Here is a 12,875-nt window from a genome sequence, read left to right on the forward strand (position 1 = left end):
ACCACCGAGGTGACTGGGGCGTCGGTGCCGGGGGCAAGTGGATCCGGTGGTGTGGAGCGCGCATCGGGTGCGCGCGATGGTGAGCGGTTCCTTACCGTACAGATTGCTCAGCCGTATCCGTAGGCGGTCGCCGCCGCCACGGACGCGAACGACATGGCGGAGGGCCTGGTCGTCGAAGCCGCAGGAGGGGTAGACAAGCGGCGTGGGCTCATATGGGCTGACGGGGCGGATCGGAAGGCGGTGGTCCATGCCTTGGATATGGGTTCATTGCTCCTGGGAGTGCAGCAGACGGCGGGTGAGGTCATCGAGGCGGGCGGCGTCGCCGGGGGCGAACGACGGGTTGTCCAGGCTGATTCGGTCGGCCGGGAGGAAGGCGCTGAGCGGTTCGGTGAGCGGGGTGTCGATGCGGGCGATGATCGGATTGATGCCTTCCTCGACGGGGACACCGTGCCTCTTAAGAGCCGAGACGTGGGCCGCGGTGGCCGGGTCGTACTGGCCGGCGAAGCTGGTCGAGACGGGGCCGGGGTTGATCAGCACATAGCGGGTGGGGCCGTCGGCGTGCTGGTTGGCGAACGCGAGGCCGAGCAGGTTGTTGGCGCGGCCCGCCTGCATCTGAGCTGCGACGCCGTCGTAGCCGTGTTCGAGCATGAGGTCGTCCCAGTGGATACGGCCGATGGGGACGCCAGGCACAGGCCCTGACACGTTGACAATGACGCGCGGCCGGTCCAGACCGTGGCTGAGCAGGAACCGGCTGAGGTATTCCAGCGCGAAGGTGCCTTCCAGGCCTTCGGTTGTGACGAACCGAGTGGAACGGAAGTACCGAGCGCACAGCACCAGCGCGTGCACGGCGGGGTAGCGGTCGTTGATCTCCTCGGTGACGCGCCGGTTTTCGGCGACCAGGCTCAGGTCGGCGGCGATGAAGTGCGCTTGGGGGAGGGTGGCGGCCTTGGCGGGGTCGCGGCCGACGATGACGACGGTGTCGCCGCGGTCGAGGTAGGTGCGGGCCAAGGCTCGGCCCATCCCGTCGGTGCCACCGGTGATCACGATCGTGGTCATGAGGATGCCTTTCCGAGCAGAGCGGGTTCTTCCTGGGCAGCGGGGGCTGAGCGGTGGTCGGGCAGCAGCAGGGTGGCGGCCAGCACGATCGCGAGCATCGCGACGACCAGCCAGAACACGCCATGGAGGCCGGAGACCGGGCCACTGGAGATTTGCAGAATGAGGGTGACCAGGGCGATACCCACGGCCGCGCCGAGCTGGTTGAGGACGTAGAGCACCGAGCTGCCCTGCGCGACCATTGGGGCGGGCAGGGTGCGGTACAGCGAGCCCATGGTGGGCGCGCTGAAGCAGCCCATGCCCAGGCCGAGAGCCAGGGCCGCGAGGACCAGCGCCGTCTCGGGGGTGTGGGCTTCGACGAAGGTGAAGGCCAGTGCGCTGAGCAGGGCCAATATCGCGCCGCCGCAGGCCAGGCCACGTGTGCCGAGCCGGTCTGACAGCCGTCCGGCCAGCGGCATGGCGATGGCGCCGCCGAGTCCGGCGGGGGCGATCAGGAGCCCGGAGGGCAGCACACCGTGCCCACGGGCCTGCTGGTAGTACAGCGGGAGCACGAACAGGGCAGCGAAGTTGGCCAGGCCGCCCAGGCCCATGATGGCGACGCTGGCGGTGAAGCTGCGGCTGGTGAACAACCTCAAATCGATCAGGGGCGGGACGCGTCGGGCGCGTCGGGCCTGGAGCCAGTAGGCGATCAGCAGCACGATGCCCGCAGCCAGTGGAGTCAGCGCCTGCCAGGCGGTGAACGCGGCGTGCTCGGCCGTCTGTGACAGAGCCAGGACCAGCGCGGCGAAACCCGGAGCGAGCAGGGCCAGGCCGAGGACGTCGAGGCGCTGTCGGTGCGCCTGCGGATCGGCGGGGGGATCGGCCGGGATCATGCGCATCGCGAGGAGGTAGGCGAGGGCACCCAGCGGCACGCTGAGTAGGAACATCCAGCGCCAGGACAGGCCGTTCAGAACAGCGCCGCCGGCGATCGGTCCGAGGACGGGGCCCAGGGACAGCACGACTCCCATCAGGCCCATGACGCGTCCGGCGCGTTGTGGACCGGCGGCGCGGGCCAGCAGGATCAGCACGAGCGGGTCGAGGATCCCAGCGCCGACGCCCTGGAGGCTGCGGAAGGCGCTGAGGCTGCCGACGTTCCAGGCGGCCCCCGCCGCGAGCGCGCCTCCTGTGAACACCGTCAGCCCGATCAGCCACAGCCGTTTGCCGCCGAACCGGTCAACGGCCCAGGTGGTGAACGGGATAGTGGCGGTGACGGCGAGGAGGAACCCGGTGGAGGCCCACCCGGCCGTGCTCAGGGTGGTGTGGAAGGCGGCGGCCAGTGTGTCGGTGGCGACCGCGGCCATCGAGCTGTTGAGGATGCCCAGCAACCCGCCGAGCAGCACCACGCCGATCGTTGCCAATAACCGGCGGTCGAGACGGTCATCGATGATTGAACTCATGGGTACAAGCTATTGGCCCCATGCGGCCACATGCAACCAATGCGTTCAGGAACCTGGACCTATGAGTACAATCGAATCCATGACCATCACGCGAGGACAGGCCGATCGGCGGCAGGCGATCCTGGAGGGCGCGTTCACCGTGTTCGCTCGCCGTGGTTACGCCCAGGCATGCGTCAAGGAGGTCGCCGCCGAGGCGGGGGTGGCCAAGCCCACCGTCTACAACCACCTCAACGACAAGGCGACGCTGTTCCGGCAGTCCGTGCAGGCCGCAGCCCAAGTTGTGCTGGACGAGCGGCTTGCCGCGCTCGAACCGCTCAAAGAACCCGACGATCTACATGCCACCTTGGAGGACGTCGGTCACCGACTGCTGCAACTGCACACCGACGACCGCTCATGCGCGCTGCGGCGGCTGCTCTACGCGGAGATCACCCAGTTCCCCGACCTCATCGACATCGTCGTTGAGAACGGACCGCACCGCCTAACGCAGGCTCTCGCCGACCGGCTGGCGCGCCTCACTCTCGCCGGCCGCCTCCGCGCCAACGACCCTGACCAGGCGGCCGAACAACTCATCGCCCTGCTCACCGGTCCACTGGAGGCGCGCTCCCGGATGGGCACCCGTCAGATCGACGACGCTGAGCTGCATCAGCTCGCCCGCGCCGCCATCCGCACCTTCTTGGCGACCTTCGGCACCGCAGACGGGTAGAAATGGTCGCCCGGCGCCGAGCCTCACGCCGGGCGGGTGCTGTCACGTTGTTGAGGGAGTGAGTGCCTGATGGTGTGCCGGGTGTGGAGGGGGCGGGTTCCGGTTCCGTGCTCAGGCCGCGGCAGGCAGGCCGACGGCGCCGGTGATCTGCTCCCGGACGGCGAAGCGGGTGGTTGTCTCGGCGCGGTAGCCGGGGGCGGTCATCAGGTGGCGGCGGGGGCCGGAAGTGGGGTGGGATGCCGCTGAACGCGGCCGGGAACCGCTGGGCTCCGCCGACGCCGCGGAAGCCTTTCATGGCGCGTTCGCGCTGCCGGTTGGCTGATGGCTGTTCTCGGCCCGGTTGTTGAGGCCCTTGTGGGAGCGGTGCTCGACCGAGGGCATCACCTCGCGGTGGGCCGCGCGTAGGAGCGGAGTTTGTCGGTGACGATCACCCGCGGCACCGAGCAGGTCGTCTTCAGCAGGCGGCGGAAGAAACGCCGGGCTGCGGCTTTGTCCCGCCGGTTCTGGACCAGGATGTCGAGCACGGTGCCGTCGGCGTCGATGACCCGCCACAGGTACTTCCGCTCTCCGTCGATCTTGATGAAGACCTCGTCCAGGTACCACTTGTCACCCAGCTGCACACGCCGGCGGCGCAGCGCGTTGGCATAGGACTGCCCGGACTTCGCACACCAGCGGCGGACGGTCTCGTGGGACACGATGACACCGCGCTCGAGCATCAGCTCCTCGACCTCACGGAAGCTGAGCGGGAGGCGGATGGGGCTATCGAGCCGGTGTCAACGATGTGGCCGGGCGCCGGTGGCTGCGTGCGGGGTGGTGTCGGTGAGGGCTTGGTCGGGCCAGCGGCGGTGGTGGTCGATGACGTAGTGGTGGCGGTGCGCCCCCGGGTGAGGGCCGTGGGGCGCACGGACCTCGCCGACTGGCCTCGCCGTCCGGGCCGACCGCTACGGGGGCAGCTTTTGGACGCGATCGCGGTCGTCGATCGCTTCCTAGGGGACCAGCCGCGCCCGCGTGACGCCGTGATCGCGAAGGAGGAAATGACAGCTCTCCGAGACGACATGGGCTGCAGACGGCGCGGCGCATGAGCTGGTCGACGGCTCGGCGAGGTCCGCCTCGTACTGGTCGTGGTCCGTACGATGAGAGGTGATGGTCTGGAGGTACTGCCAGGTGCGGTCGTTGAACGGATGGGGGAGTGCTCGCGGTGGATCCACGGGATCCCGGCGAGCTCCTCGTCGGGGAGCCGGACCCAGATTTGGCGGACGTCGTGAGGGTTGATGTGGACTTCCTGTTTCCCTTTTCCCTCCCCGGGCTGCTACTTCGGAGTCCTGGCCCCGGTAGGGGCCCAGCAGATCATGGTCGTAGGTGTGGTGATGGATACGGATGCCGCGTTCGGTGATGGCCTGCCACCGCACCGGCAAGATCGGCTGCACGCCTTGGCGGCACACCATTGTGGGAAGCTCACGTCCACCGCGCCCGAAGGCTGTCCGGGATCGCCAAATACCTTCTGACGCAGGCGTGTTGGAATGCCTTTATGGTCACTTCCGCTGACGGAACCACGCGCCTGAGCCCGGACGAGTTCGCGCACCGCCTGCGTGCCGAGATCGAGCGGATGAGAGACGAGGCGACGCGCCAGAGGAAACTCGCCCACCGCCGGGCCGAGTTCTGGACCAAGACGGACATCGCCCTCGGTTTCCCCGCGGCCCTGCTCGCGGGCACGGCGGGAGCGGCAGGGCTGGCCTCGGCGGACGTGCGCGTTCCCGCCGCCCTCGCCGCTCTGGCCTCTGCCGGGTTCGCGGCGGGAGCGGGCTTCCTGCGCAGCGACACCAGGCGCCGCGCCAACAAACGCGCCCGGCACGCATGGGCCTCGGTCGAGGCCAGGGCCATGGTGGCGCTGACTCAGGAGCACGTGACCCACGAGGACCTTGGCGACCTGCTGGAATGCCGCCAGGCTGCGCTGGCGGCCTACGACGGCGAGGAGCCTCAGCCCGGGGCGTCGTGATCCGCAGCCCTCCGGCTGCCGCCCCGCGTTGAAGAGCTCGGAGTGGGCGACCTGGCAGGCGACACCACGCCAGGCAACGAGCCAGAATAGTCAGGACCGGGAGATGCCCGCCTGCCTGGCGACGGCATCGAAGGTGACCGGCTCTCCGGCCGCGTCGAGGGAACGTAGTGCCCGGATGTCCTTGGAGCGCGTGTACTCGCTGCGGCGGCGGGCGGCCTCGACGATGTGTTGGCTGTTGCCAGCTCGCATCAGCGGTGGTCTCCGGCTCTTCGGGGTCGGCTTCCAGCGGGGTGATGATCCCATCCAGGTTGCCCAGGACGTGCTGGTTCATCTTCACCACCCGTGCCTGGCCGCGGGCCTCGGCGGCGGAGACGATCTGCAGCAACTGCTGGCGCTGTTCGCGGTGCTGCGGCAGGAACTCGGGGGTGGTGATGAACAGCGGGCAGGCCAGGCAGGCGTTGGCGTGCGGACAGGTCTTCCGCACCGGCAGGCCGCATTGGCCATTGGGCAGGGCCTGGGTCACGCGGCCGAGCCGCTGCTTGGCCCAGGTGGCCTCGGCCGGCGGCCCGGCAGGGTCGAAGGTGACGTTCTCGCCCTTGATGTTGACCTTGTGGGCCCTTTCCCAGTGCGGGCGGACCGTGGTGTCGTGCAGCCGGGTGTAGTGCGCGGTCATCTCGCCTGAGGAGTGATCGAGCAGAACGCGTACGACTTCCTGCGGGACGTCCCGGTTGATCAGCCCGGTTCCAAAAGTGCGGCGCCATTGATGGGGCGTCAGGTGAACGGGGCCGGCCATGCTCGTCGCCTACCTGGCACTGTTCCAGCCAGATGGCGAGCCGGCCCCGGTAGGCGTGCGTGGTCAGCGGTCGGTTGCCGTCGGGGTTCATTCGCGGAGCCGAAAACAGCCATCAGCTGCCGTCGGGCCAGCGTTCCAGGACGTGGTGGACGGTCATTTCGCCCTCGACCTCTTCGAAGTGTTCATGCCTCGCCGGTCACCGGGCGAGATCAGGATGCAGCTCCGCAACGCCGAACGCGCCATCGGCGGGCACCTGTGATCCGCGGATTGCCCACCTCGGCGAACAGGCAGATCGCCGTCTTCGAACGAGGCCACGGCCTCCCCGCGGGTGAAGTCGCACTCTCGTTCCGCCGCCGGAATACGTCTGTCCGCCGGCCACGCGGAGACCTCGATCCTTTCTACGAGCGCGCGATTGCACAGACCTCCGCAACGGCGACTACCACGTCCGCGCTCTGCTGGAGATCACACTCCATGCTCTGAGGTCCAAGGCACGATGTGAGCTGAGCGCAGTGATCGGTGCCGTACACGAACGCGTACTTGACCGCACGCTCAACAATCCCTTCGTGCCCCCAGGAACTCCCCAGGTGAGTGCGTCGAATTGGCGTCTGAACCTCCAGCCGTTCTTCAATGCCGTGACCACCGTCGTCCGAACTTCGCCACGCACATTGAGGATCACCGCCGTGAACCACGTCATACGTGAGTACCGCCCTGCCGACGAGGTTTCCTGGCTGCGCTGCCGGGTGCTCTCGTTCTTGGACACCCCCTACTTCGATGACGTCCTGACAGCCAAGCCCGAGACACCCGCCCCGGGCTTCGCACTGGTCGCAACGGCCGGGCAGGAAACCGTCACCGGGATCATTGACGTCTCTGTCGACGACGAACTGGCGACCATCGACACCATCGCTGTCCACCCCGACTACCAGCGCCAGGGCCTTGGCCGTACTCTCCTCACCGAGGCACGCGCCCGTGTCAGCGCGCTGGGTGTGCCGACGTTGGATGCCTGGACGAGGGACGACCCCGCGACGCTGCGCTGGTATCGGGTGATGGGCTTCGCCGAGAGCCAGCACTACCTCCATGTCTACGCCAACTATTACGCTGACCCCAGCGAACCGGACCGGGCCATCAGCGAACGTCGGCCGGGGCTGAGGCCGATGGCTTCCTTCCTCCACGCCGGCCTGGAGGACGAACAGCTCATGCGCGAGCAGTTCGCCCGCGTGCACGTCTGTCGCCGCTTCGCGATGGGCGTTCTCTGACACGAGCGACATCATTTCTCGGATCTGGCGCGGTTCCGGTGCGGTGGTCGTGGTGGCCAGACCCGGATCCCGCCCCACTGGCGGCCTCTTCCGCATGCCCCGTGATCGGTACGGGGGCTGGACGGTAGAAGCACAGCTGTATACGGCGCACGAACATCGACGAAGCAGTCCGGCGGGGTGGCGGGCCCGGTAGCGACGTCGGACGATCCGTTCAGGCGATGACTGGATGCCCAGTGGCCTTGCCCGTGGCACCCCTGCGCATGGCGGTCATGTCCAGGTCCGCCAGACAGGGGAACCGGCGACAGTTGAATACGCGAGCTTCTCGGTGTGGGATCCCTGTGCAGTCGTCGAGGGCTGTGAAACGGCGCACTGTTGGAACTCCGTGAGGGCTGGGCGAGGCTCGTGGTGGCCCGGCAGCGAGTCTGTCGTGCCACCTCCCGCTCAGTGAGTGTCGGTGCGCTTTTCGAGGCGAGTGCCGTGGCGAAGGGTGATCGATATCAGGTCGCTGGGGGCGTTCAGCTCCAGGCGGTGCCAGCGGCCGCGGGGGACGATCACTGCGGTGCCTGCCTGCAACTGCACCATGTCCTCGGCGCCGCCGGGCGTGGTGGCACGGAAGTAGAGGCGGACGCCGCCGGTCAGGCAGCACACTGCCTCTTCGGCCTCCGGGTGCATCTCCCAGTGGTCGGCGTGGACGTCGGCGTCGGTCTCCACGTGGAAGGTCGCGATTTGCCAGGCGCCGGAGTCGCTGCTCGTCATCTGCCGGTCGGCGGCTCGGACATCGCCGTCGGGGCGGAACTGCAGCGCGGAGGCGAACAGGTCGATGGGGGTCGTCGTCATGATGGCGTGCCTTCCAGTCGGTTCTTTGTGGGGACGGCGGGTCGCGGGTCAGGCACGGTGGCCTGGCGTCGGGGCAACACCCCGATCGCCACGACTGCCGCGAGTACGAAGAGGCCGGCGGTGACGGCCAGACCCAGGGCATAGCCGTCGTTGAGGGCGGCGGCGTCGGTGGCTGTGCCGGTGCGGAGTGCGGCGATGGTGGCCAGGGCGGCCAGGCCGACACAGCCGCCGAGTTGGCGGGAGCTGTTGAAAAGGCCGGAGGCCATGCCGGCCTCGCGGGAGGCGACGCCGGTGGTCGCGGCGGCGGCGACCGGGGCCAGAACCAGTCCGACGCCGACGCCGGAGACGATGCAGGGACCGAGCACGTCGGTGAGGAAGCCGCCGCCGGGGCTGATGAAGGCCAGCCAGGCCAGGCCCACGGCGGCCAGCAGAGCGCCGGGCACCAGGGCGGCTCGGGGGGTGCGAGCCGCGGTGAGGCGGGTCGCGATGACGGTGCCCGCGACCAGGCTCACGGAGAACGGCAGGAACGCGGCGTCGGTCGCGGCGGCACTCATGCCCAGGACCTGCTGCATGTACAGGGACACGAAGTAGAACGCCGTGAACTGCCCAGCCGCGGCCAAGAACACCAGAACGTTGGCACCGGCCACCCAGCGACTGCGCAACAGGCCGAGGCGCAGCAGCGGTTCGGGGGCCCTGGATTCGGCGAAGGCAAAGGCGGCCAAGAGCGCGACCGCAGCGGCGAGGGTCGCCACGGTGGCCAGGGATCCCCATCCTCGGGCGTCGGTACGGACGACACCGAACACCAGCAGCCCGACTCCTCCAGTCGCCAGGACGGCGCCGGGCACGTCCAGCCTCTCGCGCCGATCGGGCCGTGCTCCGGCGGGCACGCCTGCCAGAACCAGCGCGAGAGCCGCCGCCACGATGGGCAGGTTGACCAGCATCACCCAGCGCCACCCCGCGTACTGAGTAAGCAGACCACCTGCCAGCACGCCCAGGGCTCCCCCTGCCGCGTTCACCGCGCTCCACACCCCGAGCGCCCGGACACGCCGAGGGCCCTCAGGGAAAGTGGTGGTGAGCATTCCCAGCGCGGCTGGGGCGGCCGCGGCAGCACCCAGCCCCTGACCGGCGCGGGCAGCGATCAGCTGCCAGGGCGCCTCGGCCAGCCCGCCCACCAGCGAGCACAACCCGAAGACGGCCAGGCCCCCCACGAACAGCCGACGATGACCGTACAGGTCACAAGCGCGGCCCCCCAGGAGCAGGAGTCCGCCGAAGATGAGCGCGTAGACGTGCACGATCCACGACAGATCGAGCGGCGCGAATCCCAACGCGATGCGGATTGTGGGCAGCGCGACATTGACCACCGACATGTCCAGGGCGAAGACGAACTGGGCGACAGCCGCCGCTGCCAGCACCACCCCGGGTCGCCCCCGTAAGTTTTTATACACGTAAAGAAACTAGCGTCAGGGGATCGCCGTTGTCGACACCTGAGGAAAGATGGGGGCATGCCGCAGCCGTCCGCACCGCGCAAATCCCCTGGCCGACCTTCCCGTATCTCCCGCGAGGAGGCCATCGGGACGGCCCGCCGGATCGTGACCGAGGAAGGCGTGGACCGGCTGACCATGCGGCGGCTGGCCACGAACCCGCTGACCGCGAGGACGGGCAGTACCGTCCACAGCGGGGCGTCGAGGGCGAGGATCAGGAACCTCGGTGCCCCGGCCGGCAGGAACCCGGTGAGAACCACCGTCCGCCGCAGCCGGTGTGCGACCACTGCGGCGATCAGACTCCCGCTTGCCGCTGCGGCCCCATGCCGCTGCCTGTCAGGCCGATGCGGTCGGCCCATTGCCGGGTTCCCTGGCCCAGACGGGTACGAGCACCGAGGTGAATGCCGCGTCGAGCAGGTTGGTGATGCCGACCATGACGATGACGGTGAGCAGCAGTGGCTCGCGGCGTAGGAGGGTGAAGCCCTCGCCGAACCGCCGCCAGTAGCCCGGTCCCGTCTCCCCGGTCTGCGAGGGGGCTTCCTCGGTGGCGTGCCCCGTGCCGCGAGGAAATGCGAGTTGGACGATCACTGATCCGAGGGCGAAGCGGCCCGCGTTGACGGCGAGTCCGGTCAGGGGGTCGAGCAGCGCCACCAGGGATCCGCCGGCCGCCAGGCCGACGGTGGCGGCGAGCCGCTCGGTCACGCCGGACAGACCGGTGGCCCGTTCCAGCGGCACCCGGCCGCGCTCGGCCGCCTCCGGAACCGTCACCTCCTTGGCCAGGTCGCCGGGCCCCCGGGCCGCGCCGATCAGCGCGGCCAGAACCAGCAGATGGGCCCAGTCGCCCATGTCGAAGGTGTTCCGCCATACGCGGGGCATCGTCTGAAGCCCGTTCAGGGTCTGCTGCGTGCGCAGGGTGTAGATGGCGGCGACGGACTGCTCGTAGGCCGGCGCGGCCTCGGGCTCCCGCCCGGTCGGCTCCGGATCGTTGAACCAGATCGTCCGGTGCACCGAACGCCACCAGCGCTCTCGCGCGTTACTGCGTTCGGTGTCCTCCCCGACGAAACCGGCCGCGCCGATCTGCCGGAGGTGGTAGCTGGCCGTACCGGAATTCACACCCGGCCGCTCCGCGAGGCAGGTGGTCGTCGACGGGCCGTACTTCCGCAGCAGCCCCACCACCTGCACGCGCACCTGATGAGCCAGGGCACGCAGCCCCTTGGCATCCAGAACAACCGAGTCATCCTCAGTGCTCGGGCCATGCGGCCTCTCCACAGCATCAGCTGATGCGGCATACCGTAGTCCGCAAAGAGTTCTTCGCAAAGGTCTCTTTGTGAAGAACTCTTTGCGGTTCAGGGGTGAGCGACCGCCATCGCTCGGGCCGCGCGGTTCCCAGACCCGACCCGCGCCTGGCGTGTGGTCCTCCACGACGTGCAGCCCGGCCGGGGACCCGCCAGGGCCCGTGTGGCCCGAGGTTGGCTATCAGCCGTTCGAGTACGGCGGTGCCGCGCGGCCCGGCCCCGACGACCGTCTCACTGATCGGACGACGCACGCTCACGCTCCGGAGTCCCAGACCTCCGCCAGGGACCGGACCAGATTCTCGCCGAGGACCTTGGCGGTGTCCTCGACACCGTGGACGCGGCCCGTCAGCGGCTCGGTGATGCGCGGCAGGTCGGCTGGGGTACCCACGCACTCAGGGCCGGATACGGTCGAAGTCCTCGCCCACGATGGGGATCTCCGGCTAGAGCCGGCGTACCCGCCGCGTGCCCTCGCGGTGCGCTCGTCGCCGACGTCGCCACCGGTCACCGTGTGAAGCACCGGCCGGCAGCACCGGGCGAACCACCCATACCGCCGTCCGGTGCTCAGCCGCGCTCCTGCCCCTCTGCGTCAGTCAGTGTTCTCAGGAGAGGTGGACGGGGCGCACATCGCGAAGTCGGCCGGTCCTTCGATGCCTCAATTCTGGTTTCTGGCTCCGAACAAGCCCCGTGGGCTGGTACTTGGCGCAAACTCAGCACCTCCGTCTTGGAACGGAATCGCTGGGACACAACCTGGACAATCGCGCAATCATTTCAGGATCGACTCGGCCTTAACGTCGTCGTTGTCAGCAGGAAGCACCGCAAACGACACCGTTGGAGATCATGATGCGCTCGCGTCTCGCCGCCCGTTCTACGCGTCTCGTCCTGGCCGCCGCCGCCGTGACAGCCCTCGCCGGCACCACCGCCTGCGGCACCGCAGACGCCACGGAGACCGGCGCCTCCGCGGTGCCCTCCGCTGCTTCCTCCTCCGCCGAGGGCGGCAAGAGCGAGGCTCCCTCCGACGGCAGGGCCACGGTCGGCAACAGCCTGTCCGCCAACAGTTCCACCAGCGGCGGCACCGGTGACAAGGGCGAGTCCAGCAACGGCGACAAGAGCGGCTACGGGCAGTCCTGCGGCACCGACGACCTGGACTTCACGGTCACCTGGGAAGCCCAGCCGATCAGCTACTACCTCGTCACCGCCAAGGCCAAGTCCGGCATCACCTGCTACCTGGACGTCAACACCCCGAGCGTCTCCTTCGGATCCCGCGCCGACGGCGTCGCCTCGCCCGTCGGGCAGGGCGGTGAAGACCCCATCAAGCTCTCCGGTTCCTCCGTCGCGTATGCCGGTATCAACGTCAAGACCACCGAGGGCGAAGGCGGCACGCAGTTCGAGTTCGTTACCATCGCCACCAGCGAGGACGACCCCAACCCCGCCGAGGTCGAGCTCCCCGACGCGCCCACCGTGGACAAGCCGATCGTCACCAACTGGTCCACCAAGCGCAACGAGGTCATCCCGCGCATCATCTGACGGTCCGGCGCATGACCGCGCAGCGGGAACGCGCACGCGGAAGGCCGTGTCACATCAGTTGCATCACGTGCTTGCCCCGCACCCCACCCGCCTCCAAGACGCGGTGGGCGGCGGTGATTTCCGACCGCGGATGAACCGCGTCCACGACGGGACGCAGGTTGCCTTGTTCCACGCGGTCAACTCGGCGAACAGGTTGTGCTTCGGATACGAGGTTCCTCGCGCTCGCGAGATCGGTGACATGCGCACCGAGGGCCCTGCCGAGCTGGACGGCGACGCTGCCGACGCCGCCGGACGCCCCACGCACGAGCGGGGGTTCCTCCGCCCGCAGACCGGCCTTGTCGCGCAGGGCGGTGAGCGAAGTGGTGCCGTCCGCGGGCAGTGAGACGGCCTCAGTCAGGGTGACGTTCCCGGGGCTGCGCGATCTGGCGCGGCCGGACCGAGACGTACTCGGCCACGCTGCGGCGCAGGTGAGACACGGGGCGGCCGCGTAGAGCGAAGCGGAAC

13 protein-coding genes and 4 pseudogenes are annotated in these 12,875 nt (G+C 69.0%); 6 read left to right on the top strand and 11 right to left on the bottom strand.

Annotated elements, in window-relative coordinates; genetic code table 11:
- Nucleotides 1-264: 264 nt before the first annotated feature.
- On the bottom strand, nt 265-1,056 hold the full coding sequence (locus tag GA0115234_RS24385) for an SDR family NAD(P)-dependent oxidoreductase (RefSeq protein ID WP_093545457.1): 792 nt from the start codon (nt 1,054-1,056) through the stop codon (nt 265-267).
- Nucleotides 1,053-2,489, bottom strand: a complete 1,437-nt coding sequence (locus tag GA0115234_RS24390; protein ID WP_093545460.1) for a DHA2 family efflux MFS transporter permease subunit — start codon at nt 2,487-2,489, stop codon at nt 1,053-1,055. The genes GA0115234_RS24385 and GA0115234_RS24390 overlap by 4 nt, the downstream gene beginning before the upstream one ends.
- Nucleotides 2,490-2,568: 79 nt before the next feature.
- Between GA0115234_RS24390 and GA0115234_RS24395 the strand changes: the two genes are divergently transcribed.
- Nucleotides 2,569-3,192, top strand: coding sequence for a TetR/AcrR family transcriptional regulator (locus GA0115234_RS24395; RefSeq protein ID WP_093545462.1), 624 nt, complete (start codon nt 2,569-2,571; stop codon nt 3,190-3,192).
- A gap of 214 nt (nt 3,193-3,406) precedes the next feature.
- Here the strand turns inward: GA0115234_RS24395 and GA0115234_RS24400 are convergent.
- Together GA0115234_RS24400 and GA0115234_RS42435 are read right to left on the bottom strand one after the other, a co-directional pair.
- Nucleotides 3,407-3,944, bottom strand: a pseudogene (locus tag GA0115234_RS24400) (IS6 family transposase); the annotation flags it as partial.
- A 234-nt stretch (nt 3,945-4,178) separates the two neighbouring features.
- Nucleotides 4,179-4,400, bottom strand: a complete 222-nt coding sequence (locus GA0115234_RS42435; RefSeq protein WP_176729260.1) for a hypothetical protein — start codon at nt 4,398-4,400, stop codon at nt 4,179-4,181.
- A gap of 320 nt (nt 4,401-4,720) precedes the next feature.
- Here GA0115234_RS42435 and GA0115234_RS24410 point away from each other — a divergent pair, with 320 nt between their 5' ends.
- Complete coding sequence (locus GA0115234_RS24410; RefSeq protein ID WP_176729261.1) at nt 4,721-5,188, top strand: hypothetical protein; 468 nt, start codon at nt 4,721-4,723, stop codon at nt 5,186-5,188.
- Between the two features lie 90 nt (nt 5,189-5,278).
- Here the strand turns inward: GA0115234_RS24410 and GA0115234_RS42440 are convergent, their stop codons facing one another.
- On the bottom strand, nt 5,279-5,437 hold the full coding sequence (locus GA0115234_RS42440; protein ID WP_161275652.1) for a hypothetical protein: 159 nt from the start codon (nt 5,435-5,437) through the stop codon (nt 5,279-5,281).
- Here GA0115234_RS42440 and GA0115234_RS43650 point away from each other — a divergent pair.
- A complete protein-coding gene (locus GA0115234_RS43650) occupies nt 5,424-5,870 on the top strand; it encodes a hypothetical protein (RefSeq protein WP_237541681.1) in 447 nt (148 codons plus the stop codon). The two genes, GA0115234_RS42440 and GA0115234_RS43650, sit on opposite strands and share 14 nt — an antisense overlap.
- Nucleotides 5,871-5,891: 21 nt before the next feature.
- Here GA0115234_RS43650 and GA0115234_RS43655 read toward each other — a convergent pair.
- Nucleotides 5,892-5,981 (bottom strand): annotated as a pseudogene (locus GA0115234_RS43655) (hypothetical protein); the annotation flags it as partial.
- On the opposite strand from GA0115234_RS43655, the gene GA0115234_RS42835 reads away from it, so the two are divergent.
- Together GA0115234_RS42835 and GA0115234_RS24420 are read left to right on the top strand one after the other, a co-directional pair.
- A complete protein-coding gene (locus GA0115234_RS42835; protein ID WP_202554128.1) occupies nt 5,980-6,240 on the top strand; it encodes a hypothetical protein in 261 nt (86 codons plus the stop codon). The pseudogene GA0115234_RS43655 and the gene GA0115234_RS42835 sit on opposite strands and share 2 nt — an antisense overlap.
- 325 nt (nt 6,241-6,565) lie before the next feature.
- A complete protein-coding gene (locus GA0115234_RS24420; protein WP_256088795.1) occupies nt 6,566-7,234 on the top strand; it encodes a GNAT family N-acetyltransferase in 669 nt (222 codons plus the stop codon).
- A gap of 441 nt (nt 7,235-7,675) precedes the next feature.
- Here the strand turns inward: GA0115234_RS24420 and GA0115234_RS24425 are convergent, their stop codons facing one another.
- From GA0115234_RS24425 to GA0115234_RS43665, 4 genes and pseudogenes are all read right to left on the bottom strand, one after another.
- The gene (locus GA0115234_RS24425; RefSeq protein ID WP_093545468.1) at nt 7,676-8,071 is read right to left on the bottom strand and encodes a cupin domain-containing protein; all 396 of its coding nucleotides are present in this window, start codon (nt 8,069-8,071) and stop codon (nt 7,676-7,678) included.
- Nucleotides 8,068-9,486 (bottom strand): MFS transporter, encoded by a 1,419-nt coding sequence (locus GA0115234_RS24430; protein ID WP_093545471.1) that lies wholly within the window; start codon nt 9,484-9,486, stop codon nt 8,068-8,070. Before GA0115234_RS24430 ends, GA0115234_RS24425 begins: the two co-directional genes overlap by 4 nt.
- Nucleotides 9,487-10,386: 900 nt before the next feature.
- Nucleotides 10,387-10,821, bottom strand: a pseudogene (locus tag GA0115234_RS24445) (ArsR family transcriptional regulator); the annotation flags it as partial.
- A 279-nt stretch (nt 10,822-11,100) separates the two neighbouring features.
- On the bottom strand, nt 11,101-11,235 hold the full coding sequence (locus GA0115234_RS43665; protein WP_256088796.1) for a hypothetical protein: 135 nt from the start codon (nt 11,233-11,235) through the stop codon (nt 11,101-11,103).
- A 452-nt stretch (nt 11,236-11,687) separates the two neighbouring features.
- On the opposite strand from GA0115234_RS43665, the gene GA0115234_RS24450 reads away from it, so the two are divergent.
- Nucleotides 11,688-12,371, top strand: a complete 684-nt coding sequence (locus GA0115234_RS24450; protein ID WP_176729264.1) for a DUF4232 domain-containing protein — start codon at nt 11,688-11,690, stop codon at nt 12,369-12,371.
- Between the two features lie 49 nt (nt 12,372-12,420).
- Here GA0115234_RS24450 and GA0115234_RS24455 read toward each other — a convergent pair.
- Nucleotides 12,421-12,829: pseudogene (locus GA0115234_RS24455) on the bottom strand (zinc-binding dehydrogenase); the annotation flags it as partial.
- Nucleotides 12,830-12,875 lie beyond the last annotated feature (46 nt).

The sequence above is a fragment of the Streptomyces sp. DvalAA-43 genome (assembly GCF_900091725.1).
Classification (GTDB): Bacteria; Actinomycetota; Actinomycetes; order Streptomycetales; family Streptomycetaceae; genus Streptomyces; species Streptomyces pulveraceus.

Excerpts from the sequence above, each read along its gene's own strand:
- GA0115234_RS42835 (WP_202554128.1), top strand. The coding sequence starts at position 5,980 with ATGCTCGTCGCCTACCTGGCACTGTTCCAGCCAGATGGCGAGCCGGCC.
- GA0115234_RS24395 (WP_093545462.1), top strand. The coding sequence starts at position 2,569 with ATGACCATCACGCGAGGACAGGCCGATCGGCGGCAGGCGATCCTGGAG.
- GA0115234_RS24390 (WP_093545460.1), bottom strand. The coding sequence starts at position 2,489 with ATGAGTTCAATCATCGATGACCGTCTCGACCGCCGGTTATTGGCAACG.
- GA0115234_RS24425 (WP_093545468.1), bottom strand. The coding sequence starts at position 8,071 with ATGACGACGACCCCCATCGACCTGTTCGCCTCCGCGCTGCAGTTCCGC.
- GA0115234_RS42440 (WP_161275652.1), bottom strand. The coding sequence starts at position 5,437 with ATGCGAGCTGGCAACAGCCAACACATCGTCGAGGCCGCCCGCCGCCGC.
- GA0115234_RS24450 (WP_176729264.1), top strand. The coding sequence starts at position 11,688 with ATGCGCTCGCGTCTCGCCGCCCGTTCTACGCGTCTCGTCCTGGCCGCC.
- GA0115234_RS24410 (WP_176729261.1), top strand. The coding sequence starts at position 4,721 with ATGGTCACTTCCGCTGACGGAACCACGCGCCTGAGCCCGGACGAGTTC.
- GA0115234_RS24385 (WP_093545457.1), bottom strand. The coding sequence starts at position 1,056 with ATGACCACGATCGTGATCACCGGTGGCACCGACGGGATGGGCCGAGCC.